Origin of the sequence: Latilactobacillus sakei (genome assembly GCA_002953655.1) — a bacterium.
Lineage (GTDB): Bacteria > Bacillota > Bacilli > Lactobacillales > Lactobacillaceae > Latilactobacillus > Latilactobacillus sakei_A.
The window spans coordinates 1,360,307-1,383,315 of sequence record CP025839.1 but is presented as its reverse complement, the minus strand read 5'-3'; the positions used below and the strand labels follow the sequence as shown (position 1 = coordinate 1,383,315).

General features: G+C 40.1%; 23 protein-coding genes. 17 read left to right on the top strand and 6 right to left on the bottom strand.

Annotation, left to right across the window (positions count from 1 at the left end; genetic code table 11):
• The first annotated feature begins 7 nt into the window (after positions 1–7).
• The 11 genes from C0213_06875 (at position 8) to citG (ending at position 9,267) form a co-directional block, all read left to right on the top strand.
• Positions 8–325, top strand: a complete 318-nt coding sequence (locus C0213_06875; protein ID AUX12150.1) for a hypothetical protein — start codon at positions 8–10, stop codon at positions 323–325.
• On the top strand, positions 325–714 hold the full coding sequence (locus tag C0213_06870; protein ID AUX12149.1) for an acetyl-CoA carboxylase biotin carboxyl carrier protein subunit: 390 nt from the start codon (positions 325–327) through the stop codon (positions 712–714). Before C0213_06875 ends, C0213_06870 begins: the two co-directional genes overlap by 1 nt.
• Before the next feature lie 11 nt (positions 715–725).
• Positions 726–1,847: a sodium ion-translocating decarboxylase subunit beta gene (locus C0213_06865; GenBank protein ID AUX12148.1), complete on the top strand. Its 1,122-nt coding sequence runs from the start codon at positions 726–728 to the stop codon at positions 1,845–1,847.
• 138 nt (positions 1,848–1,985) lie between these two features.
• Entirely contained in the window at positions 1,986–2,975 is a 990-nt protein-coding gene (gene citC / locus C0213_06860) for a [citrate (pro-3S)-lyase] ligase (protein ID AUX12147.1), read from the top strand.
• A 5-nt stretch (positions 2,976–2,980) separates the two neighbouring features.
• A complete protein-coding gene (citD, locus tag C0213_06855) occupies positions 2,981–3,286 on the top strand; it encodes a citrate lyase ACP (GenBank protein ID AUX12146.1) in 306 nt (101 codons plus the stop codon).
• Positions 3,274–4,152, top strand: coding sequence for a citrate (pro-3S)-lyase subunit beta (citE, locus tag C0213_06850; protein AUX12145.1), 879 nt, complete (start codon positions 3,274–3,276; stop codon positions 4,150–4,152). Before citD ends, citE begins: the two co-directional genes overlap by 13 nt.
• A complete protein-coding gene (gene citF / locus C0213_06845) occupies positions 4,152–5,684 on the top strand; it encodes a citrate lyase subunit alpha (protein AUX12144.1) in 1,533 nt (510 codons plus the stop codon). The genes citE and citF overlap by 1 nt, the downstream gene beginning before the upstream one ends.
• Complete coding sequence (gene citX, locus C0213_06840) at positions 5,665–6,228, top strand: citrate lyase holo-[acyl-carrier protein] synthase (protein ID AUX12143.1); 564 nt, start codon at positions 5,665–5,667, stop codon at positions 6,226–6,228. Before citF ends, citX begins: the two co-directional genes overlap by 20 nt.
• Positions 6,222–7,622 (top strand): oxaloacetate decarboxylase, encoded by a 1,401-nt coding sequence (locus C0213_06835; GenBank protein ID AUX12142.1) that lies wholly within the window; start codon positions 6,222–6,224, stop codon positions 7,620–7,622. The genes citX and C0213_06835 overlap by 7 nt, the downstream gene beginning before the upstream one ends.
• 81 nt (positions 7,623–7,703) lie before the next feature.
• Positions 7,704–8,399, top strand: a complete 696-nt coding sequence (locus tag C0213_06830; GenBank protein ID AUX12141.1) for a GntR family transcriptional regulator — start codon at positions 7,704–7,706, stop codon at positions 8,397–8,399.
• A 13-nt stretch (positions 8,400–8,412) separates the two neighbouring features.
• Entirely contained in the window at positions 8,413–9,267 is an 855-nt protein-coding gene (gene citG / locus C0213_06825; GenBank protein AUX12823.1) for a triphosphoribosyl-dephospho-CoA synthase CitG, read from the top strand.
• 41 nt (positions 9,268–9,308) lie between these two features.
• Here citG and C0213_06820 read toward each other — a convergent pair whose 3' ends face one another.
• From C0213_06820 to C0213_06810, 3 genes are all read right to left on the bottom strand, one after another.
• The gene (locus C0213_06820) at positions 9,309–10,700 is read right to left on the bottom strand and encodes an amino acid permease (protein AUX12140.1); all 1,392 of its coding nucleotides are present in this window, start codon (positions 10,698–10,700) and stop codon (positions 9,309–9,311) included.
• Between the two features lie 155 nt (positions 10,701–10,855).
• On the bottom strand, positions 10,856–11,620 hold the full coding sequence (locus C0213_06815; GenBank protein AUX12139.1) for a Cof-type HAD-IIB family hydrolase: 765 nt from the start codon (positions 11,618–11,620) through the stop codon (positions 10,856–10,858).
• Between the two features lie 131 nt (positions 11,621–11,751).
• Positions 11,752–11,982 carry a hypothetical protein gene (locus tag C0213_06810; GenBank protein ID AUX12138.1) on the bottom strand — a complete coding sequence of 77 codons (231 nt, stop codon included), beginning with the start codon at positions 11,980–11,982 and terminating at the stop codon, positions 11,752–11,754.
• A 282-nt stretch (positions 11,983–12,264) separates the two neighbouring features.
• Between C0213_06810 and C0213_06805 the strand changes: the two genes are divergently transcribed.
• Together C0213_06805 and C0213_06800 are read left to right on the top strand one after the other, a co-directional pair.
• Positions 12,265–13,005, top strand: coding sequence for a DNA-binding response regulator (locus tag C0213_06805; protein AUX12137.1), 741 nt, complete (start codon positions 12,265–12,267; stop codon positions 13,003–13,005).
• Complete coding sequence (locus C0213_06800; GenBank protein AUX12136.1) at positions 13,005–14,441, top strand: two-component sensor histidine kinase; 1,437 nt, start codon at positions 13,005–13,007, stop codon at positions 14,439–14,441. Before C0213_06805 ends, C0213_06800 begins: the two co-directional genes overlap by 1 nt.
• Before the next feature lie 50 nt (positions 14,442–14,491).
• On the opposite strand, the gene C0213_06795 is transcribed toward C0213_06800, so the two are convergent.
• A complete protein-coding gene (locus C0213_06795; GenBank protein ID AUX12135.1) occupies positions 14,492–15,727 on the bottom strand; it encodes a cytosine deaminase in 1,236 nt (411 codons plus the stop codon).
• Positions 15,728–15,937: 210 nt separating this feature from the next.
• On the opposite strand from C0213_06795, the gene C0213_06790 reads away from it, so the two are divergent.
• The 3 genes from C0213_06790 (at position 15,938) to C0213_06780 (ending at position 18,620) form a co-directional block, all read left to right on the top strand.
• Entirely contained in the window at positions 15,938–17,299 is a 1,362-nt protein-coding gene (locus C0213_06790; protein ID AUX12134.1) for a hypothetical protein, read from the top strand.
• A gap of 113 nt (positions 17,300–17,412) precedes the next feature.
• A complete protein-coding gene (locus tag C0213_06785) occupies positions 17,413–18,165 on the top strand; it encodes a hypothetical protein (protein AUX12133.1) in 753 nt (250 codons plus the stop codon).
• Entirely contained in the window at positions 18,159–18,620 is a 462-nt protein-coding gene (locus C0213_06780) for a hypothetical protein (GenBank protein ID AUX12132.1), read from the top strand. Before C0213_06785 ends, C0213_06780 begins: the two co-directional genes overlap by 7 nt.
• Before the next feature lie 49 nt (positions 18,621–18,669).
• On the opposite strand, the gene C0213_06775 is transcribed toward C0213_06780, so the two are convergent.
• Positions 18,670–20,847: an alkaline phosphatase gene (locus tag C0213_06775; GenBank protein AUX12131.1), complete on the bottom strand. Its 2,178-nt coding sequence runs from the start codon at positions 20,845–20,847 to the stop codon at positions 18,670–18,672.
• Between the two features lie 103 nt (positions 20,848–20,950).
• A complete protein-coding gene (locus C0213_06770) occupies positions 20,951–22,009 on the bottom strand; it encodes a glycosyl transferase family 1 (GenBank protein AUX12130.1) in 1,059 nt (352 codons plus the stop codon).
• Between the two features lie 221 nt (positions 22,010–22,230).
• Here C0213_06770 and C0213_06765 point away from each other — a divergent pair, with 221 nt between their 5' ends.
• Positions 22,231–22,839, top strand: coding sequence for a VanZ family protein (locus C0213_06765; GenBank protein ID AUX12129.1), 609 nt, complete (start codon positions 22,231–22,233; stop codon positions 22,837–22,839).
• Positions 22,840–23,009: the final 170 nt, after the last annotated feature.

The following is a 23,009-nucleotide window of genomic DNA, read 5'->3' as shown; positions in this document are numbered from 1 at the left end:
TGATGAGATGTTTGGTTGGTTCAAAAAGCAAAAACAACCGGTATCTGAACCGCTTAAACAGCCAGAAGAATCTATAAAAGAAGAATGGCTAACGGTACCTAAATACGTCTCGGTTAATCCTAAGGCATATCCACAGGTAATATTAATTGCGACCAGTATTGCTAGTGGCGAAAATCCCAAGAGCCAATTTATTGTTCGGCGATTACTAGTGCCTAATCCAGAGGCAAAACGGGTTAGCATGATTGCCAGTTGTTTGATGGCGACACAAGAACAGCAACAATACGTTGTACGTTCAATTAAAAAGAGAGTGAGTGAGGAAGCGTAATGTTAAGAAAATTTAAAATATCAATTGATGGTCAAGAATATTTAGTTGAAATGGAAGAAATTGGCGGCACACCAACACCGGTGGCACCAGTCACACAAGCTGTAGAGCAACCAGCAGCACCGGCATCTGAAGAAAAAACAGAGAGTCAACCAGCTGTGAATCAAGCGTCAGCTGGTGCTGATGCGATGGCAGCACCAATGCCCGGAACTGTTATCAAAATACTAGTGACGCCAGGTGATCAAGTCGTTGAAAATCAACCATTATTGGTTTTAGAAGCAATGAAAATGGAAAATGAAATCGTTGCTGATCGCTCAGGTCAAGTATCAGAAATATTTGTAGAACGAAATCAATCGGTTAATGCAGGTGATGCATTAATTACGATTAAGTAGGGGGGCTTATTATGGCAGCCTTAGTGCAAGGCATTACAAGTATTACAATCGGTCAAATTGTGATGATGCTGATTGGTTGTTTATTGATGTATTTAGGGATTAAAAAAGAATACGAGCCTACCTTGCTAGTACCGATGGGTTTAGGAACGTTACTCGTTAACTTCCCGGGGACTGGGGTTTTAACACAAGTTGTGGGTGGTTCCAAAACAGAAGGCGTTCTAGATGTTTTATTCAATGCTGGTATTAATACCGAATTATTTCCGTTACTAATTTTTATCGGAATTGGTGCAATGATTGATTTTGGGCCGTTACTACAGAATCCATTTATGTTGTTATTTGGTGCAGCCGCTCAGTTCGGGATTTTCTTCACCATTGTTGTCGCTGTGTTGTTTGGATTTGATATTCAAGAAGCGGCTTCAATTGGTATTATTGGTGCGGCGGATGGGCCAACAGCCATCTTTGTTTCTAATCAATTAGCGCCGAAGTTACTGGGACCAATTACAGTTGCGGCCTATTCCTATATGGCCTTAGTGCCCATTATTCAGCCGATGGCAATTAAAGCCGTAACGACTAAAAAAGAACGTCAGATTCGCATGACCTATAAGGCAGAAAATATTTCAAAAATGACTAAAATTTTATTCCCAATCATTATCACTATTTTGGCTGGATTTATCGCACCAATTTCATTACCGTTAGTTGGTTTCTTAATGTTTGGCAATCTATTGCGAGAATGTGGTGTACTAGATCGGTTATCCAACACGGCTCAGAATGAATTAGTGAATATTGTCAGTATTTTATTAGGGTTGACAATTTCAGTTAAGATGCAAGCTGGTTTATTTTTGAATGTTCAAACATTAATGATTATTGCGTTTGGTTTAGTCGCATTCATTATGGATTCAGTGGGTGGTGTGTTATTCGCTAAGTTATTGAATATCTTTAGAAAAGAAAAAATTAATCCGATGATTGGTGCCGCTGGTATTTCGGCATTTCCAATGTCAAGTCGAGTCATTCAGAAAATGGCATCAGAAGAAGATCCTAAAAACTTTGTATTAATGTATGCAGTTGGTGCAAATGTTTCAGGACAAATTGCCTCAGTAATTGCTGGTGGGTTATTACTATCATTTTTCAGCTAGGAGGAGAAGCTTAATGTGGACTAATCTAGAAACAGCTTTAGAACTAATGATATTCGGAATGGGTGGCGTTTTTCTAGTACTTTTTATCCTTTTCGTCGCAGCTAAATTATTAATCAAGTTCTTCCCGGTTAATTAAAAATGGTAACGAGTAAACGGATTTGGTTAACGATTAATCAAGAAGAAGCGCAAAAATGGCAAGTGCTATTAAATGAATCTGGTTTAACGGCGGATTGGCAAGTTGATTATACGGTTGGTTTGTTTGAAGGTGAAGAATTGATCGCCACCGGCTCAGTTTATGACAATATCATCAAATGTGTTGCGATTAAGAATAACCAACAGTCCCAGAATTTACTAGCATTAGTGGTTCAAGATCTGTTGACTTACCTGGAAGAACTTCAAAAATATCATAGTTTTGTTTATACAAAACCAGCAACAGCTGTCTATTTTGAATCATTAGGATTTAAAGTCATTGTAAAAACAGATACTGTTGTTGTTTTGGAACGAGGTTTTCCTAATATTGACACCTATCGTCAGAAATTACTAACTGCCAAAAGAGAAGGCCGGCGGATAGGCGCTATTGTAATGAACGCTAATCCACTGACTCTGGGACATCAATATTTGATTGAAACAGCGGCTGCCGCTAGTGATGTGCTATATCTGTTTGTCGTTTCTGAGAATCGCTCGACTTTTTCAGAAGCGACACGCCTTGAGATTGTTCGTCAAGTGACGCAAGATAATCCTAAGATCGTGGTATTGCCAACCGATAACTATATTGTTTCCAATATGACGTTTCCAACTTATTTTTTAAAGGAAAAAGCGAATCAAGATATTGCTAAGGTACAAGCTAAAGTTGATGCCACTTTATTTCTAGAAATTATTGCACCTATTTTATCAATTCAAACGCGTTGGGTGGGTGAAGAACCTTTATCGCCAGTAACGCAAATTTATAATGAACAAATGATGGCCGTTTTTGGGAATAAACTTAAACTAAAAATCATCCCAAGGCTCACACAAGATGGCACGGTGATTAGTGCAACTCGCGTTCGGGCCGCGATTGAGCAGGATGATTGGGAAACGGTTCAAAAATTAGTACCACAACAGACTTATACAATTTTGAAAGGGAGTTAGGGCTAATGGAATTAAAGCAAATTGCAACAGCGGGGACGATGGAATCAAGTGATATTATGATTACCTTAAGTCCCAATAAGACAGGTTTAGAAATTAAACTACAAAGTAATGTTGAAAAACAGTTTGGTCAACAGATTAGAACGATGATTGAATCCGTATTAAAGCAATTTGAGATTACAAACGTTACGGTAGATGCAGTTGATAAAGGTGCTTTGGATTGTACGATTAAGGCCAGAACCATTGTTGCTGTTTATCGCGGCCTAGGTAAAGAAGATTACGATTGGGAGGAGATTAACAAATGGATCGCTTAAGAAGAACAATGATGTTTGTACCAGGTGCTAACCCTGCAATGTTACGGGATGCAATTTTATATGGTGCAGATTCGATTATGTTTGATTTAGAAGATGCTGTTTCAATGAAGGAAAAAGACTCAGCACGCTTGTTAGTCTACTCAGCTTTAAAGACATTTGATTATCAGAGTGTTGAAACTGTTGTTAGAATTAATGAATTATCTAGTGGTGGTCGTCAGGATATCGAAGCCATGATTTTAGGCGGTATTAATGTTATTCGACTACCTAAAACTGAAACAGCCGATGATATCAGAGCTGTAGATGCTGCGATTGAATCAGTTGAAAGACACTATCAAATACCAGTTGGGACAACTAAAATGATGGCTGCGATTGAATCAGCTGAAGGGGTATTAAATGCACGTGAAATTGCTATCGCTTCAAACCGAATGATTGGGATTGCACTTGGGGCCGAAGACTATGTTACTAGTCAAAAAACAAGACGTTATCCAGATGGTCAAGAGTTGTTTTTTGCTAGAAATTATATTTTACATGCAGCACGTGCAGCAGGGATTGCCGCGATTGATACTGTTTATTCAGATGTTGATAATGAAGACGGCTTACGACAAGAAGCAAGTCTCATTAAACAATTAGGATTTGACGGAAAATCTGTTATCAATCCACGCCAAATTCCAATTATTAATGCAATCTATGCACCAACGCAAGCTGAGATTCAAAACGCAAAAGAAGTATTAGCCGCAATTGAAGAAGCAGAATCAAAGGGCTCTGGTGTAATTGCGATTAACGGTAAAATGGTTGATAAACCAATTGTTGAACGCGCTTATCGCGTTTTAGCAATGGCAAAAGCAGCTAATATGGAGGTAAAATAATGACGATTAATCAAGTCGGTCGGGATATTCCAGACCAATATGCAAACCAATATGGCGTTTATGCTGGCGAATTAACCAACATTAAAGATTATCAACGTGCTACTAAAAAAGTACATCCGGTTAAACCACGAGATAGTAAGCTATTAGCAAGTATTCATGATGCGATTATTCAAACTGGTTTGAAAGATGGTATGACGATTTCATTCCATCATCATTTTAGAGAAGGCGACTATATCATGAATATGGTATTAGCTGAAATTGCTAAAATGGGCATTAAGGATCTTGCAATTGCACCGAGTTCCATTGCAAATGTACATGAACCATTAATTGATTATATTAAACAAGGTGTTGTGACCCACGTTACCTCTAGCGGATTGCGTGATAAAGTTGGTGCGGCAATTTCAGAAGGTATTCTAGCTGATCCCGTTATTATTCGTTCTCACGGGGACCGTGCTAGAGCAATCGAACGGGGGGATATTCATATTGATGTAGCCTTTTTAGGTGCACCTAGTGCCGATGAGTATGGTAATGCTAATGGTGTGAAGGGTAAAACAACGTGTGGCTCATTAGGTTATGCGATGGTTGATGCACAATATGCAGATCAGGTGGTAATCATCACTGATAGTTTGATGCCTTATCCTAATACACCAATCAGTATTCCGCAAACATTAGTGGATTATGTTGTTGAAGTTGATGCGATTGGCGATCCAGAGGGTATCGCTAAAGGAGCAACTCGTTTTACGAAGAATCCTAAGGAACTATTAATTGCTGAGTATGCGGCTAAAATGATTACAGAATCAACTTATTTCAAAGATGGTTTTTCATTTCAAACTGGAACAGGTGGGGCAGCACTAGCAGTGACCCGCTTTTTAAAACAGGCAATGATTGATCAAAATATTAAAGCAAGTTTTGTCTTAGGCGGTATTACGAATGCAATGGCAGAACTATTAGAAGATGGCTTAGTAGAGAAAGTAATTGATGTTCAAGATTTTGATCATCCATCAGCGATTTCGTTAGGTAAAAATAGTGAACATTACGAAATTGACGCTGCCATGTATGCCTCACCTTTGAGCAAAGGTGCAGTAATTAACCAATTGGATATTGCGATTTTATCAGCGTTAGAAATTGATACGCAGTTTAATGTGAACGTGATTACCGGCTCAGATGGTGTATTGAGAGGCGCGTCAGGTGGCCATTCAGATACAAGTACAGCTTGCAAGATGAGTATGGTGATTGCGCCAATCGTTCGAGGAAGAATTCCAACGATTGTTGATCAAGTGACAACGGTGGTTACACCTGGTAGCAGCATTGATGTGGTCGTTACCGAACTTGGGATTGCGATAAATCCACTACGAACGGATTTAATTGCTGCTTTTAAAGATAGTAAAATCCCACAACTGACAATCGAAACCTTAAAGGAAAAAGCTTATGCAATCACAGGTGAACCGGCACCTATTAAATATGGGGATCGACCAGTGGCTTTAATTGAATACCGTGATGGCACATTGATCGATGTGGTCAAAAATGTCTGAATTCCGGCAACTAACAGGTCCAGCTATCGATTTAGGTCAGATGTTAACAGCGCGTGAGCAGCGGGTTGTTAATCAAACAAGATTGCTTAAAAAATATCCAGAAGCGACTTTACTGTGCGGTACGATGCGGATTCCGGGTCCGATAAAAACCGGACCTAATTTAAAAGGACTGGTTCAGCAATTTTGTGAGACTATTCAAAAGCAATATAAGGACAAACTTGTTGACCAACTCATTAAGCTTGAAGCAATAACTGGTCCGGAATTCTATTTTGTTTTAGATATCGCGCCAAAACAGATTAAGCAAGAGATGATTCGCTTTGAGCAAGGCAATCCCTTAGGGGCAATTTGGGACTTGGATGTCTTATATTGGGGACCGGAACAATTAGTACAAGTTAGTCGCGGGGCTTTAGGGGCACCAAGACGAACCTGCCTAGTTTGTGGTCAAGATGCGAAAAATTGTAGTCGTTCACGGCAGCATGGTCTGTTAGAAGTCCAACTAAAAATTGAACAAATAATCGAAGAAGGTTGGGATGCTAGATGGTGAATCGGAAAGTAGAAATAACGGAAACTGTTTTACGAGATGGTCAGCAAAGCCTGATTGCAACTAGAATGCCAATTGCGGATATGCTACCGATCTTGAAAACAATGGATCAAGTGGGTTATCATGCGCTCGAAGTTTGGGGTGGCGCAACTTTTGATGCTTGCATTCGTTATTTAAATGAAGATCCTTGGGAGAGGTTACGGCAAATTCGTAAACAAGTACCAAATACGAAACTACAGATGTTATTACGGGGCCAAAATATATTAGGATATAAAAATTATGCTGATGATGTTGTTGAAAGTTTTATCGAGCGGTCGTTAGCGAATGGGATTGATATCATTCGTTTATTTGACGCTTTGAATGATACTCGTAATCTGGAGACAGCTTTAAAAGCAACCAAGAAATACGGTGGGCATGCACAGTTAGCGATTGCTTATACAACAAGCGATTTTCATACCGTACCTTATTATGTCGAATTAGCCGTTAAGATGGCTAATATGGGTGCCGATTCAATTTGTATTAAAGATATGGCTGGTATTTTAACACCTCAAACGGCTTTTGATCTGGTTACTAAAATAAAGGCAGAGGTTGATTTACCTTTAGAAGTACACACTCACGCAACAAGTGGTATTGCAGAAATGACCTATCTTAAAGCGGTTGAGGCTGGGGCTGATATTATTGATACAGCAATCTCACCATTTGCTGGCGGGACTAGTCAACCAGCAACTGAGTCAATGTTAATTAGTTTACAAAATTTAGGTTATGAAGTTGATTTAGACCAAGCTAAACTATCAGAAATGGCTGACTACTTCGCACCCATTCGAGATCGTTTTCGAGAAGAAGGCATCCTTAATCCAAAAGTAAAAGATATTCAACCTAAGGCACTTGTTTATCAAGTACCAGGCGGGATGCTTTCTAATCTATTAGCACAATTACAGGCCCAAAATATGGCGGATGCGTATCAAGACGTGTTGGAAGAAATCCCTAAAGTGCGCGCAGATTTAGGTTACCCGCCATTGGTAACACCGCTATCACAAATGGTGGGGACTCAAGCATTAATGAATATTGTTTCTGGTCAACGCTACCAAGTGGTACCTAACGAAATTAAGGATTATGTTAAAGGATTATATGGTCATCCGCCAGTAGCTATTAAACCGGAAATGGTTACTAAGATTATTGGCGACCAACAGCCTATTACACAACGGCCAGCTGATTTATTAGCATCGCAATTACCTGAATTTGAAAAAGAGATTCAACAATATGCACATAATATTGAGGATGTTTTGATATATGCACTATTTCCAGAACAGGCGCGTGATTTCTTGGGGCGTCGTGAAGATCGTTTCTATGATGTACCAGTTCAAAAAATCGAAATCAAATTTGAGACAGAATTTTAAATGGACGTTTTATTTTTGTAGTTAACAAGTGCTAAGTAATTTAGTATATAATGAGGCTAAAAATAAGAAGGATGTATTGGCATGGATAAAATCGTTAATGCAGTCGCTAAGAATCTTGATCTCTCACAAAATCGACCCATCAAAGAATTAATCTATGAGGCTCTTCGGAAAACGATTATTCTAGGAGATATTCCTGCCGGGGTCCGAATTAATGAGAAATACTTTTCAGAGATGATGAATATCAGCCGGACACCAATTCGCTATGCGTTAAAACGATTAGCCGATGAAGATTTAGTGATTAGAAAACCCGGCATTGGTGTTATTGTTAAGGGGATTTCTGTGAAGGATGCCTATGAAATTTATGCAATTCGTAAAGAATTGGATGCGTTAGCAACACGTCAAGCAATGCGGTTAATGACAACGGATGAGTTTGAACAGTTAAATCAATTGTTATTAGCAACTAATCATTTGAATGAAGCAGGCGATGTAACGGCCGTTTTACAAAAGTTTTCTGAATTCAATCAGTTTATTTATGATAAGAGTCAAATGTACCGGTTAAAAACAATTGCGGTTGAGTTACAAGCATATTTAATTTATTTCCGAGATATTTGTATTAGAAGCACTGATAGGTGTGATTTAGCATTAGCAGAACATTGGTTAATTTATCGTGGTATGTTGAATCAGGATATTAACCAAATTAACTTAATTACCCATGAGCATTTGAATCATTCATTAGATTTTATAGTTAAGGAAATGAGGCATCGTCATCTTGAATAGTGATTTAAAAGCGATTGCGATACTTGCATACCAATCATTAGTTTCAGAAGTGCAATTAGCACCTAAGCCAGGATTAGTTGACCCAGATTCAAATGGCGCCCATGACGATATGGATTATCCGCTTTTCTTAAAGAGTATTGCTGCTTTAAAAGTATATCTGGTAGCTTATATCGAAGCCGGTTATCAAAGCACTTCTGAACAGCAGCTTTTCTTGGCATTACGACAAATTGGTCAAGAAGCCGAAAATCAGATGTTACTGGCAACGAACCAAATCAATACGCATAAAGGGGCTAATTTTTCCTATGCTTTGATTTTAGGTGCAATAGGACGTGCTAGTCAGACGTTAACGTTGTCTGAGTTAGTCAACCTAAATTTTAAGCCCGTCTTTGCGATTGTTCGTGATATGACTAAAGGCCTTGTTAGTCGAGATTTTAGTCAAATTGCAAGTAAAGTACAGCTTAGTTATGGTGAGCAACTTTATGTAGAATACGGATTTACAGGGATTCGTGGTGAAGCGGAAGCTGGGTATCCATCGCTTGAATATGTTGCTTTACCAACCTTACAAAAATATAGGATGCTTCCAGAAGATGATCGCCACTTAATATTAATGTTGACGTTGATGACTGAGGTTCAGGATATGAATCTTGTTCATCGTGGTGGCATTGACGGCTGGCAAATGGTACAAAAAGCAGCCACCGTCATTTTGCAAGAAACAGATAATATGCTACTAGTTAAGCGTAAATTACGACAATTAGATACCGAGTTAATTGAAGCACATCTTAGCCCAGGTGGAACCGCTGATTTGTTGAGTTTAGGTATATTTTTTGAACGTTTAATACAATATAGTATGCGCATAAAAAAAGCGTAACACCTCAATAATCAATTGGGTGTTACGCTTTTTTTGATACCCTACATTCTTTGTTGACTATGGTGATAGCTGTAACTAAAGTAAATCACCAATCCGATAACGAGCCAGATGACAAAGACAATCCAAGTTGTTATTTGCAGTTGTGTCATTAAGAGGACACAGAGGATACACGAAAGGATTGGTACGATTGGATAGAGTGGCACTTTGAAACCTTGAGGTAACTCATTGTAGTTTGGAATTCTTCTTAAGAAGATGACGCCTAATGAAACCGTTGCAAAGGCAAAGAGCGTGCCGATATTAACCAATTCGGCAATTTTATCAAGGGGTACGAGGGCAGCCACGACACTGGTAACGACTGCGAAAATCCAAGTATTGGCAACTGGCACGTGGGTTTTAGGATTAATCTTAGCAAAGACAGCTGGTAATAAACCATCACGGCTCATTGCAAAGATTAACCGGGTTCCACCGTAAGTCATTACGAGTAAAACAGTTGTCATCCCGGCTACCGCACCTAATGAAATGATCCCAGCCACCCAGTTTTGATGCATCAATTGCAGTGCGAAGGCCACTGGATCACCAACGTTTAATTTTGTATAGTGAACAACACCTACTAATACGGTTGCGACAGCGGCATATAATAATGAAGCAATCAACAATGAGGCGATAATTCCGATTGGCATATCACGTTGGGGGTTAATAACTTCTTCAGAGGCTGTTGAAACAGCGTCAAACCCAATATAAGCGTAAAAGGCTAGGGCAGCACCAGATAAGACACCAGATGCGCCATAAGGGAGGAATGGGTGGAAGTTAGCTGGCTTAACGTAGAAAATAGCAACGCCGAGGAAAATGACAATGACGGCGATCTTAACGCCGACCATGATGGTATTAATCCGAGTTGATTCACGCATACCATTTGAGAGTAAGAAGCCGACAATTAAAACGACAATGCCAGCAATCAAGTTAACGCCAGCTGGTTTTCCAGGTTCCCACGCTGCCGAAAGCGCAGTTGGTAAATGAAGCCCAAAGCCGGCCATTAAATTTTGAAAATAAGCTGACCAACTAACTGCAACCGAAGCAACTGCAAATAAATATTCCGAAACCAATGCCCAGCCTAAAATCCAAGCAACTAGTTCGCCAAAGACGGTGTAGACATAAGTGTAGGCACTACCAGCTAGTGGAATAGTGGAAGCAAATTCAGAATAACAAAGGGCTGCCAGTGCACAAACGACGGCCGCTAATAAGTAAGATAACATTGCCCCTGGCCCAGCATACTTAGCGGCAATGATTCCGGGTGTGATGAAAATACCGGCCCCTACGACGGCACCAACCCCCATCGCAGTTAAGCCAACTGCGGTTAAGTTTCGTTCAAGTAAGCCATTTTTAAATTGGCTCGCATCGATTTTCTTTTTAGCAAATAAAGAATGTTTGGACATAATAGGACTCCTTTGATTAACCGTTTATTAGTAGTAAATAGTTATTATTGTAAGCTGTGAAGGAGCAAACAGTCAATAGGGATAAGCAATAAAAAAACACCATGCCGTGCAAACGGAAAGGTGTTTAAATGATTAAAAAAAGTGTTAGTTGTTATTTAGATTAATGACCAGTGTCTTAAGCCTTCAATAATGCCGCCGTCTACGTTTGCTGATGTGATGTATTTGGCTTGGGCCTTGGCTTCTGGAATCCCGTTGCCCATGGCTGTTGGATAATCGACGTAGCTGAGCATTGGAATGTCATTACGACCGTCACCAAAAGCGTAAGTCGGAAGGCTTTCTAATCCTTGAGAAGCGAGTAGCCGCTTAATCCCAGTTTGTTTAGAACCGTTCTTTTCAACCGTATCGATGGAATAAGGCGTGTTCCGGTAGAACGTTAACTCGTCCGTTGCATAAGCGGCATCGTTATCGTTCGTCAAAATTAATAACATTTCAATTGGATGGTTTAAATAATATTCTGGATCAACGCTTGGTAATGGCGCATTGACCTCAGCATAGGCATCCTTGGCAGCTTGTGTGATATTTGTAATTCGGATGGCTTGCTCATCATAAAAGGCGACTGCTTCGCCAGCTTCTTTGGCGATTGTAACTACTTTTTCAATCGTCTTAGTTGGAATCGTTCCTTGATAAACTGGTTGGCCTTCAAATTGAATATAACTGCCGTTTAATGCGATGAACGAGTCAATACCGGTGATTGCTAGCGCCTCTTGAATTTCAAGTGGTGAGCGGCCAGTTGAAATGATTGGGAGGTAGTGATTGGCGCGTAATTGTTTAACAGCGATGGCGACTGCTGGGTCCACGCGAGAGTGTTCATTGTAAAGTGTCCCGTCAAGATCAAAAAATACAAGTCCTTTATAGGTCAAAATAAGTGCCTCCTAATAGCGTAATAAACTCCATGCTAGCATGGTTTCAGCAGGCATGCAAATAAACGTCCTTCTGGTTTGAAAGATGACTAAATGGTTCATGCACTTGATTGATATACCTCCGAGTAAAACTACGATAGCTGATAGTGATTAACGATCGTCTGAGCAATTTCGTCCAATGAATGGTCACCTTTTAAAGCCTGATATTCTGCTGCGAGGTCAATCTTTTGTTGCTTGACTTCGAGGTAGAGAATCCCAAAGCAATGAAAGTCGATTGCTGGTGTAGTTCGTTTGTAAATCATAAACTTCAAATCTTGAAGAATCTTCAGGTTTTTGAATAAAAGTACTTCGTGTTCGATCAAGTTGACCATCTCCTATAATCTGATGGGCCATTAAAAAAGGGCCTAACCAATTGGTTAAGCCCTAGCTTACAGGAGATTTAATTTTATAAAAGACTAGTGACGGGGTAGAAATTAATTTTTGACTTGCGTATAAAGCACTTAAATTATAAATTAATTTTAACAAGCGTGTCAAGATGCGTCAATGGGGTGTAAATTTCATAGCTTCTTCATATTTAATTCATCCGCCATTGGTTAAGATACTGTATAATAAGAATATAATCACACAAAAGAGAAGGAATTCTAATGAAAATATTAATGGTTGAAGATAATAAGTCGGTCTCTGAAATGATGGGCATGTTCTTTCAAAAAGAAGCGTGGGATGCCCACTTTGCGTATGATGGTAATGAAGCGGTGGAACAATTTAGTGTTGAGCCTGATAGTTGGGATATTATTACGTTAGATTTGAACTTACCGGGGATGGACGGGATGCAAGTCGCCCAAAAGATTCGTGAACAATCTAAAGTGGTACCGATTATTATGTTAACGGCCCGTGATTCAGAGAGTGATCAGGTCTTAGGGCTCGAATTGGGTGCGGATGATTATGTGACCAAGCCTTTTAGTCCGATTACCTTGATTGCTCGGATTAAGGCGCTTCATCGTCGTGCTGAATTAGTTGATGAGCAAGTCATTGCTGAAGAGGCGCAATCTGAAGAAACTGATAACGCTGATTATGATGTACAAACGGATCACTTCAAAATGAGTTCTAAGACGCGCGAGGCCTATTTAATGGACGAACCAATTTTGGACCTCACGCCCAAAGAATTTGATTTATTGAAGACTTTAGCCAAGAATCCCCGTCAAGTTTTCTCACGCGAGCAGCTGTTAGAACTTGTTTGGGATTACCAATATTTTGGTGATGAACGAACAGTCGATGCCCATATTAAAAAACTCCGTCAAAAGATCGAAAAGGTTGGTCCCCAAGTGATCCAGACGGTCTGGGGTGTCGGCTACAAATTTGATGATTCAGCGGTTAATAAGCGCTAATGAAACTGATTTATCAGTGGATGCTGGCCTTTTTTGGGGTTATTATGACGACCATCGTGATTGTTGGCATTGCGTTTACGCAGTACTCAACCAAGACGGCTTATAATAATACTTGGGATCAGTTGGAAGGTTACGCATCAGTTATTGAACGTGAAGCGTTCAAACAGGGCGCACAAGCAACGTTATCCAAACAGTTTATTGATGATAGCCAAGCCATCCTGTCGCAACAACGAGTTAGCTTTAACTTTTTTAATGCGCAAAATGAAATGGTCTACCCAGCACCTAATACAAACGTTTCGATTAAGAAAAAGTATTGGCAATATCTAAAGAAGGGGCAGGTCCAACGGCTTAGTATGCGCAAGGACTCCCGGCAATTTAACAATGATCAAGATCAACTGGTTGTTTTTAAACCAGTTTTCTATAATGATAAGTTGATTTATGTCATTGGCGTGGGTTCTTCCATCAAAAATGTTAAGTCGGGCTTAGTAACGATGCGCAAGAACTTATTGATTGCCTTCTTACTTTCGACGATTGGTGGGATCTTACTCAGTTACGTCTTAGCGCGCTACCAGATTTATCGGATTAGTCGCTTACGAAATGCGACCCATCTGGTTGCTGAAGGGGATTTTGATGTGCATATCGATAATCCTGGTAAGGATGAGCTGGATGATTTGGCAACAGATTTTAACGAAATGGTCCACTCGCTGAATGAATCTGAGGCCGAAATTAAGCGGCAAGAAGATCGCCGTCGTCAGTTTATGGCCGATGCTGCACACGAAATGCGGACGCCATTAACGACGGTGAAGGGGCTATTGGAAGGCTTAGCCTACGATGCCATTCCAGAAGAAATGCGAGAAAAGAGTATTTCGTTAATGCAAAATGAAACCAATCGTTTAATTCGTTTGGTTAATGAAAACTTGGATTATGAAAAGATTCGAACGAACCAAATTAAATTGAATCAACAAACATTTAATGCGGTAGAAGCTTTGCAAAATATTCAAGAACAACTCCAGAAAAAGGCGGCGGATGCCGGTGATACCATCGTACTTGAAGCCCAAGAACAGGTACCAATCTATGCTGATTACGATCGTTTTGTTCAGGTCATGTTTAATATCATACAAAATGCCATTCAATTTACTAGTGATGGCCAGATTACAGTCACCGCAGAAGCTGGTTTCCACGAAACCATTCTGACGGTTAGTGATACGGGGATTGGAATGACCCTTGAGCAAGTTAAGAATATTTGGGAACGGTATTATAAAGCTGATCCTTCCCGGAAGAATACCAAATACGGCGAGTCTGGTTTGGGTCTAGCGATTGTCCATCAACTAGTCCAATTGCATCATGGGACTATTGAGGTTCAAAGCGAACCGGATCAAGGGACAACCTTTACATTAACTTTCCCAGACGAAACAGTCACAACTGATGCTAATTAATAATTACGCAAACAAAAAACGCAGCCTATAAGGTTGCGTTTTTTTAGCTTTTAAATAAATAACTGAGTAGTCGCTGGTTGGGTTTCACTAATGATACGACCAGCATGGATTGATAGCGTAACAGCGGCTCGTTGATTAAGTGCGTTATAGAAATTATCACTAGCCATTAAGATGAAGTTGGCAGGTTTTCCAACTTCAAGGCCATATTGATCAGTGACGTGCATCGCCCGCGCGCCGTTATGGGTAATGAAGCGGTAAGCGTTCATGATTTCGGTGTAACCCATCATTTGTGTAGCATGTAAACCGGCATGGAGGACATCTAACATGTTACCATCGCCCATCGGATACCAAGGATCTTGAATATCATCTTCACCAAACGCAACATTCAAGCCGTTAGCGGTTAATTCTTTGACCCGGGTGAGGCCACGACGTTTGGGATAGGTGTCAAAACGCCCGCCCAAAAATAAGTTAACTAAAGGGTTAGCGATAAAATTAAGGTCGGCCATTTTTAATAAGCGCATTAGCTTATACATGTAGGCATCGTTGTAACAGCCCATTGCCGTTGTATGTGAAGCTGTTACCTTATCTTTCATGCCAGTTTCTAGGGCGAGTGTGGCGACTGTTTCGAGGCTCCGTGAATTAGGATCATCAATTTCATCAGTGTGCGCATCGAATAATAAATCATATTCTTGGGCTAATTCAAAGGCAAATTTTAAGGATTCGACAGCGTATTCTCGATTGAATTCGAAATGGGGGATGGCACCAATGGCATCCACCCCTAGTTGAGCGGCCTTAGTCATTAGTGCCTTACCGTTTGGAAAGGAGAGAATCCCTTCTTGGGGGAAGGCAACCAGTTGCAATGTCATCCAGTCCTTCACTTCTTCACGGACCTCGATCAGCGCTTTAAGAGCGACCAATTCAGGATCGGTAACGTCAACGTGTGAGCGAACAAATTGGACGCCGTGACTAGCCTGCATTTTAAGGGCTTTAAGGGCCCGTTCTTTAACATCTTGGTGCGTTAATGTTTTTTTACGCTCAGACCAGATTCGAATACCATCAAAAAGTGTGCCGGATTCATTCCATTCTGGTTGTCCGGCGGTTAGTGTTGAATCGAGATGAACGTGGGGGTCAACAAACGGTGGGAGTGCTAATTGTTGTTGACCATCAATTACTTTTTCATTTTGTTGGGGCTCAAGATGGGATTCGATCGCTGTGATAAGACCGTTTTCAATTCTAATTGATTTTAAGGCTGTCTGGTTCTCGATATGAACGTTTTGAATAAGCATCTGAATCCATCCTCGCTATTTTTTAATAGTGAGTATAACAATACTGGGTTGACTTTGGCAAGTAGGTTTAATACAATGCTTATAAATATAATTCCTTTTAAGTGCAGTCCAGAGAGGCTGACAAAGGAGCGACTATCGGGATACTATGGCCTCGCTCTGTTTTGGAGTGGGCCTTTTTTGTTTGTGATGGTCGAAGTTGGAGGAGATAATATGGCAAAACAACACACGATTCACTCAGTCGCTAAGTCTGAAAGAACGATGGGTGATTGGGATTTATTCGCCACCTGGATAGGTGCCAACGCTAATAATGGGACGTGGTACATCGGCGGGATTATTGCCGCAACCGGTCTTATTCAAGGCTCCACATTGTTGATTGCCATCGGCTGTTTATCCTATATCTTACTAGCGCTTGCTTCTTATATGGGCTACCAAACAGGCGTGGGTGCAATGGGTTTAACACGTGCTTCATTTGGCGTCAAAGGTTCAGTCTTACCATCACTGATTAACGTGGTGCAGTTCATCGGTTGGGCAGCTGTCAATACCTACATTGCGGCGACTTCTGTGAGTTTTATTTTGAAAGAAATTATGGGCTGGTCGGGCAATGATGCCACTACGAACCGTTTGAGCCTAGTCGTGGGGATCATTATCATGTCGATTTTGCATCTTATCAGCATTTCGTTAGGTGAAAAATCTGTTCGTTGGATCGAACGGATTGGGATTGTACTCGTGATTATCCTAGTGACTTGGGAATCAATTATTGTTTTTAAAATGGTGCCATTTAAAGATTTGGTGGCTTGGCTGCCAGCTACCAAGTTTCGTCTGGAAGCTGGCCGGGCCATCGATATTTTGGCGGCCTTTAATTTAGCGTGGGTCACAGCAGCTGCTGACTTTAGCCGCTTTGCTAAGCGTAAGAAGGCCGCTACGGTTTATTCATTCCTAGGCGCGAATATCGGCTTATTCTGGTTTGCCTTCATTGGTTTGACAGCGACAATTGCGACTGCGATTACGTTGAATCACTTTGATCCTAATAATGCTGATCCAAGTACGATTGCTGCCAAATTAGGACTCGGCGTTTTGGCCTTGTTGGTGATTGTAATTACCAGTACGACCGCGAATGCCGTTAATTTAATGGCTGCTGGTTCGGCGCTCACTAATATTTTTCCAAAGCTCAAGTTAACGCCAGCACTCTGGTGTGTCACTTTGTTGGCAACGGTTGTGACTTTTATCCCAGTTTATGTCGCTTCATTTTTGACGACTTTTGAAACTTTCTTAGACAGTATTGGAATGTTCTTAGGACCAGAGATTGCCATTTTCTTAGTCGATTATTTTTGGATTAGACGGCGACAATATCAAGTGGACGCGCTTAATACGATTGCTGGGCCATATTGGTACACAAAAGGCTACCATTTAACAGCGATGTTTAGTTGGGGAGTCGGCGTTATCAGTTATTTAATTTTGAACCAATTCGCAATCGTGCACGCTTATACCGGTGCAACATTTATCGCTATGTTAATCACAGCAATTCTGTATGGGATAGTTGTTCAAATTCAAACTAAAGAATCATTTAAATGATAATGAGAAGTCAGTATAAAATATTTTTATACTGACTTTTTTATTTTTTTACCAGATAGTTCATATTTTTTTCACACTTTAGCTTTACACTGTTTCTATTAGGAGGTGAGTCTATGTTTTTCTTGAAATCGATTCCGGCCAATATTCGTTATTATTGGCGACAGTCACTAGCGATTTATCTATTAGATTGCCTATTTCTAGGCTTGGCTATGATAATCTTGGGCTTGATTCGGTTAGAACAACATAACTTGACTCAACTTAAAAGCCAATTGGCTCATTTTACAGCGGCTGAAAAAGTGGCAGCTGGTTATCCGGTAAAAAACCTTCTACATGCTAATCAAATCGTGTTAGGACGGTATCAAATCGCTTATTATTTATTGCTAATAGTGGGTGTCATTAGCACGGTAATCATTAGCTGGGTGGCATTTAAAATTTTGGCACGTGATATTGAAACTTTTCTCAGCGCAAATTGGACGCGAACAAAAGTTACCCTGTATTATGGGTTAACCGCGTTGTGTCTGTTATTTTTCGCCATTTTAACAGTTAGCTTTTTGTTACTAATTGTTAATCAGCCGTTCTGGCGGGGCTTAGAAGCAGTCAATCATTACTGGCACCAACCATTAGAGACCATGCAAAAAGCGCCTAAAACATTAAACCCACTTTTTAAGAATCATTTGACGGACTTTAGCAGTCATTCACTTTTAAATCCGACTCTTCATAATAATGGTAAACAAACATTAACTAATCAGATTTTTGGACAACTATGGCAAGCGGTCATTAGCTTAGGAGTACCGGTTCTAATAATTAGCGGAATTCAAGTTAGCCGCTTTAAGAAAAAATATGCAAGAGGTGAGTCGGTATGTTAAATAAACAACCTTTAAGAGCCGGTCAGATTTATTTCAGTCAACCAGAGTTGTTAAAGACGGGCTTACAGCTACCACAACAGCCTTTTACGATTGATTATGCCCAACCTAAAATTTTACCATTCTTATCGGGGTGGGATAATTTATTATTACCTAAAGATGCCGACCAGTCGGTAATTAGCACTTTGACTAATCAATATGTCAAGAAGGTTCGGACAACACTGGGGAGTGCCTTAAAACCCATCGACCAGTTCTGGATCCAATTTATTCGGGGGTTAGCGAACCAACAGCAGGTTTTTGTACTAGCAAGTTATTTGGATCAACTAGCACCAAGCGATGCACGCCAATTATTAAATGATGTGCGTAAGATTGCGGCTGATAATAAATTAATTATCATCTTCACAACGGTACAAGAATCTGTTTTTGAGAGTTTTAAGAAACAAGTATTAACGCGTTAAACATAAAAAAGCGTCATTCCATATGCGGAATGACGCTTTTTGTTTAAGACTATTCAGCTGCTGATTGACTGGCTTCTGAGCTACTGCTACTTGCGGTAGTTGCACTATCTTTTAAAGCTTTACTTTTAGGGACTTCAGTTAAGCTAGATTGATCATCCGCTAACTCAGGGGCATCTGTTTTAAATAATGGCACTGTTGATTTACCCTTGTTTTGGGAAAGCACACTTGTTGATTTAGTGCCTAGCTTATTTTGAATGTCGACGAGTTGTTGATAGCCGGTTTGATAATTATAATCAGCTGGATCAACCGGTTTGAAGCCGGTTGGTGTGTAAAAACGGAGGAGATTCTTCTCATTCACTGAATCTGAGAGGCTGAGTTCATGATTGACTTGTTTTTGCCATTTAGCAACTTGTTTTTGCAACTTAGCCGTTGGTTGAGTCACTTCTGTACCATCTTGATTTTGGTAGATAGTGCCGTCTAATACCGTGTAATCTGGTGTGACGAAGTTGTGATTCCGGAAGGCGACGACTTGATCGTGTTGTTTGGAAAGGAGATCCGTGCCAAATTGCACATAATTCTGGCTGTTGATGCCTAATAAATGCAATAGGGTTGGCAAGGCATCGATTTCACCACCATATTGGGTTTGAACCCCACCTTTCAAGCCAGGCATATGAATCATGTAAGGGACGCGCTGTAATTGCGCATTATCGTTATCGGTCCAAGTATCATAATCGCGACCTAAAACGCCGGATAAAGCTTTATTATCGGAGTTTGAAAGACCGTAATGATCGCCATATAACACAATCATCGATTTATCGTAGAGGCCAGCACTCTTCAAATAATTGAAAAATTCAGCAAGTGACTGGTCGAGATAATGCGCGGTTGCAAAGTAGTTATTGACAGCTGGATTTTCGGTTGTTGCTCGTGGGAAATCACCGTCTGTTTTGGGCAGTGGGAATGGGAAATGGTTGGTAACGGTGATGAATTTAGTGTAGAACGGTTGTTGTAATTGTTCTAGATATTTAATCGATTGGCCAAAAAGGAGCTTATCTTTGAGGCCGTATTGCAAGACATTATCAGGACTTGTATTAAAATAGCTAGAATCGAAGAAATAGTTATAACCAAAGTTTTTATAAACATTATTCCGGTTCCAGAACGTCCCAACATTCCCGTGGAAAACAGCGCTGGTATAATCGCCATTTTGTTTGAGAATTGAAGGTGCTGCTTGGAAGGTATTGTCGGAACCAAGGGTCGTGAAAACTGAACCTTGAGGTAATCCGTAAACACCGGTCTCAAGCATGTTTTCGGCATCACTGGTTTTACCTTGGCCTACTTGATTGAAGAAGTTGGAAAAGGCCAATGTATTTTGATTATGATAGAGACTATTTAAAAATGGTGTGACTTCTTGACCTTCAAATTTGAAATCAATTAAGAATTGTTGGAAACTTTCGAGATGGATAACAATCACATTTTTACCCTTAGCAGCACCAAAATAATCAGCATTGGGGGCGGCATAGTGTTGCTTGGTGAAATCTAAGACGGGGTCTAAGTCATAACTTTCGGCTTGGGCCCGTACTTGATTATTCTGGGTGGTTTTAACCGCATCATAGACGGTAAAAGTGTCGATACCGAGGTATTTAACAATATAGTTCCGATCAAAAGTCCGTGAGAGAATCTGCGGCCGGCTGATTTCACTCAGACCAAGATTAACACCGAATAACAAAACGGCTAAGGACGTGATACTAAATGCCCACCGTTTAGGGAATTGGCGGTGATCAATCTTGATGACCTTTAATAGGATTAAAACGGCTAAAACGATAATGTCTAGCCAGTAGAGTGCATCGTGCCAGTTCATTAGGGCTAACGAACTCTTGCTGAGGCCTGCCGAAACTTTCGAATAGCCTAGAATGGTGTTAATCGTCATGTAATCGGTGAACTGTCGGTAATAAATGACATTAAAATACAAGAGCGCCGTGTTAGCCGTATAAATTACTAGACCGGTCCAATAGCTGACAATTGGCTGTTTAATATATAGCAAAATCCCTAGAACCAGTAGGGTGGTCGCAAGCGGATTGAAGAATAAAATGACCATTTGTAGGGGATCGCTTGCTGCGAGGTTAAAATCGGTGAAATAACCAAACAGAGTTTTAACCCAAAATAAAAAGACTAATAGGCTTAAAAAGCCAAGCTTAGTGGCCATAAATTGTTTCAGTTTTGTGAGTTTCAAGAAATGTGACATCCTTTCAAAATCAATCTAAAGCGCGTCATTGACTTATTTTACCGCCCAAATGAAGCCAGCGCAAAGTGCATGACATGATTTAAACGGAAACTTAAAGTTTTAAGGTAGGCTGCATAATTTGCGTGTAAATGGGATTTGATTCATCAGGGTTTAAGACATGCTGATAGACGGCGGCTAATTCACGGCCAATTGCGGTAATCTGTTTAGATTCAGCGGTTTGATAACCCGCTTCGGTTAAGTCGGGAACGCGCTGTTCAATGATTGCTTGAATTAATTGCTTAAATTGCGCATTATCGGTACCCATATAACAGTTTTGTTGATCTTTGAGCCAACCGTGGTAGACTGGAATATCGCGTACCAAAACTTTTTGATGACTGGCAAGGGCTTCTAACACAACAATGCCTTCGGTTTCTTCATAAGAAGGGAAGAAGAATAAATCAGCGTTGGCATAAGCCCCCTCGATAATGTCGCCTTTGATGTAACCTGGGAAGCGGACATTTGCAGGATGGTCCTTTTTAACAATCAAGCGGATATTGCGCGGGATACTGTACATTGGCACATCGCCAAACCAGATGAAGGTGTATTCAGGTAGTTGCTTGGCAATTTCAACAAAATCGAGTAGGCCTTTACGTTGAAAGAAGAGTCCCACACAGATAACGACTTTTTGATCCGGTCTTAAATTGAAATAAGCTCTAAAAGCCTGTTTTTTGGCCGGTGTTGTTTGATACTTGGCGAGATCAATCCCGTTTGAAATAGGGGCAATCGGTACTTGAATGCCATAACCTTGTAGAAGTGATTTTGAATAAAGTGTGGGGGTGATTAAATGATCCGCCTTTGAATAGAGACTAATAAGACGATGTTTGACCAACGGTGCAAGTTGGTTGGAACCGACAAAAGAATTGCGGAAATCTTCTTCAGTGGAGTGGGCGTGATAAATCACCTTTTTGCCAGCCTGACGTGCTTTTTTAATCATTCGCCGGCTATTCAAACCGTATGTATTAATATGTAAGATATCATAATCTGGATCGTTGGGATCAAGTGTGTAGTCGATGCCCATTGCTGTTAAGGCGCGCTTTTGATGGTCTAATGCACGACCGATCCCGGATTTAGCTAATAATTTTTCGCTTTCAAAATATAATAAAACTTTCATTAAATGGCTCCTTATGACGCGTTATATTGGTAACTAATCACACCATTATAGCATAGCTCTTAAAATCTCTCCTCCGACGTGAGGTGGATTCTAGTAAGAAGTTTAAGATTCACTTTAGTTGTGATGTCTGACTATCCAATTATGACGCAAAGTGTATATAATAAGAGATAAGGCGTTATACATGAAATGAATTAAATTGGTTGGATAAGTGAGGTTATTATTTGTTATTTCTAGGTGGTCTTTATGACAATATTATTCTCCCTTGGGGGTCAAAATATAATCATCTACCCTTAATTAAATTAACGGTAGAAAGTTTGGATAAAACAATTTTATATTGTTTAATTTTTATTGGGCTCCGCTTATTATACTTAGGCTTAAAAAAAAGACGGATTCAATTTAAATATGAGTTGAAACTATTTACCTTTGTTTTTTATCTATGTCTACTACTATCATTAACAGTGTTACGTCATATTTATTATCCTTGGCAGATGCACCTATACATTAATCGCTCGTTAACGCAAATTAATTTAACACCGTTTGTGGAGACGTTTAAGTTACGGAATGCACCAGCACAGTTAGACTATTGGTATAACTTTTATGGTAATATTCTTTGGTTTGTCCCGTTTGGGTGGTTGCGCGGTTCATTGACAGATCGGAAGGGAACTTGGTTGTTAACGATTGTCGAAGGCGCGTTATTTTCATTAGGGATTGAAACCGCCCAGTTTATTTTAGGGACCGGGATGGCCGATATTGATGATTTAATCTTTAATACAATCGGTGCGATAATTGGAGTGACCTTATACAAAGGGGTTCGAATTTTAAAACATTAAATTGCGGGTATCGAAGTTAAATTATGACGCTTCGATACCTTTTTAATTGTGTCAGAAGAATAGGTTAATGGGTTTACTAAAAAAGGTTAGCGGGTTTACTAAAAAAAAGTAAAAAAAATTTAACCTATACGCAAAAAAATGGTAACCGGTAACATTGCTGGTACTGTCAC

Excerpts from the sequence above, each read along its gene's own strand:
- C0213_06785 (AUX12133.1), top strand. The coding sequence starts at position 17,413 with ATGTTTTTCTTGAAATCGATTCCGGCCAATATTCGTTATTATTGGCGA.
- C0213_06770 (AUX12130.1), bottom strand. The coding sequence starts at position 22,009 with ATGAAAGTTTTATTATATTTTGAAAGCGAAAAATTATTAGCTAAATCC.
- citX (AUX12143.1), top strand. The coding sequence starts at position 5,665 with ATGTGGTCAAAAATGTCTGAATTCCGGCAACTAACAGGTCCAGCTATC.
- C0213_06795 (AUX12135.1), bottom strand. The coding sequence starts at position 15,727 with ATGCTTATTCAAAACGTTCATATCGAGAACCAGACAGCCTTAAAATCA.
- C0213_06780 (AUX12132.1), top strand. The coding sequence starts at position 18,159 with ATGTTAAATAAACAACCTTTAAGAGCCGGTCAGATTTATTTCAGTCAA.
- C0213_06875 (AUX12150.1), top strand. The coding sequence starts at position 8 with ATGTTTGGTTGGTTCAAAAAGCAAAAACAACCGGTATCTGAACCGCTT.
- citD (AUX12146.1), top strand. The coding sequence starts at position 2,981 with ATGGAATTAAAGCAAATTGCAACAGCGGGGACGATGGAATCAAGTGAT.
- C0213_06800 (AUX12136.1), top strand. The coding sequence starts at position 13,005 with ATGAAACTGATTTATCAGTGGATGCTGGCCTTTTTTGGGGTTATTATG.
- C0213_06870 (AUX12149.1), top strand. The coding sequence starts at position 325 with ATGTTAAGAAAATTTAAAATATCAATTGATGGTCAAGAATATTTAGTT.
- citC (AUX12147.1), top strand. The coding sequence starts at position 1,986 with ATGGTAACGAGTAAACGGATTTGGTTAACGATTAATCAAGAAGAAGCG.
- C0213_06790 (AUX12134.1), top strand. The coding sequence starts at position 15,938 with ATGGCAAAACAACACACGATTCACTCAGTCGCTAAGTCTGAAAGAACG.
- citE (AUX12145.1), top strand. The coding sequence starts at position 3,274 with ATGGATCGCTTAAGAAGAACAATGATGTTTGTACCAGGTGCTAACCCT.
- citF (AUX12144.1), top strand. The coding sequence starts at position 4,152 with ATGACGATTAATCAAGTCGGTCGGGATATTCCAGACCAATATGCAAAC.
- C0213_06830 (AUX12141.1), top strand. The coding sequence starts at position 7,704 with ATGGATAAAATCGTTAATGCAGTCGCTAAGAATCTTGATCTCTCACAA.
- C0213_06865 (AUX12148.1), top strand. The coding sequence starts at position 726 with ATGGCAGCCTTAGTGCAAGGCATTACAAGTATTACAATCGGTCAAATT.
- C0213_06805 (AUX12137.1), top strand. The coding sequence starts at position 12,265 with ATGAAAATATTAATGGTTGAAGATAATAAGTCGGTCTCTGAAATGATG.
- C0213_06835 (AUX12142.1), top strand. The coding sequence starts at position 6,222 with ATGGTGAATCGGAAAGTAGAAATAACGGAAACTGTTTTACGAGATGGT.
- C0213_06820 (AUX12140.1), bottom strand. The coding sequence starts at position 10,700 with ATGTCCAAACATTCTTTATTTGCTAAAAAGAAAATCGATGCGAGCCAA.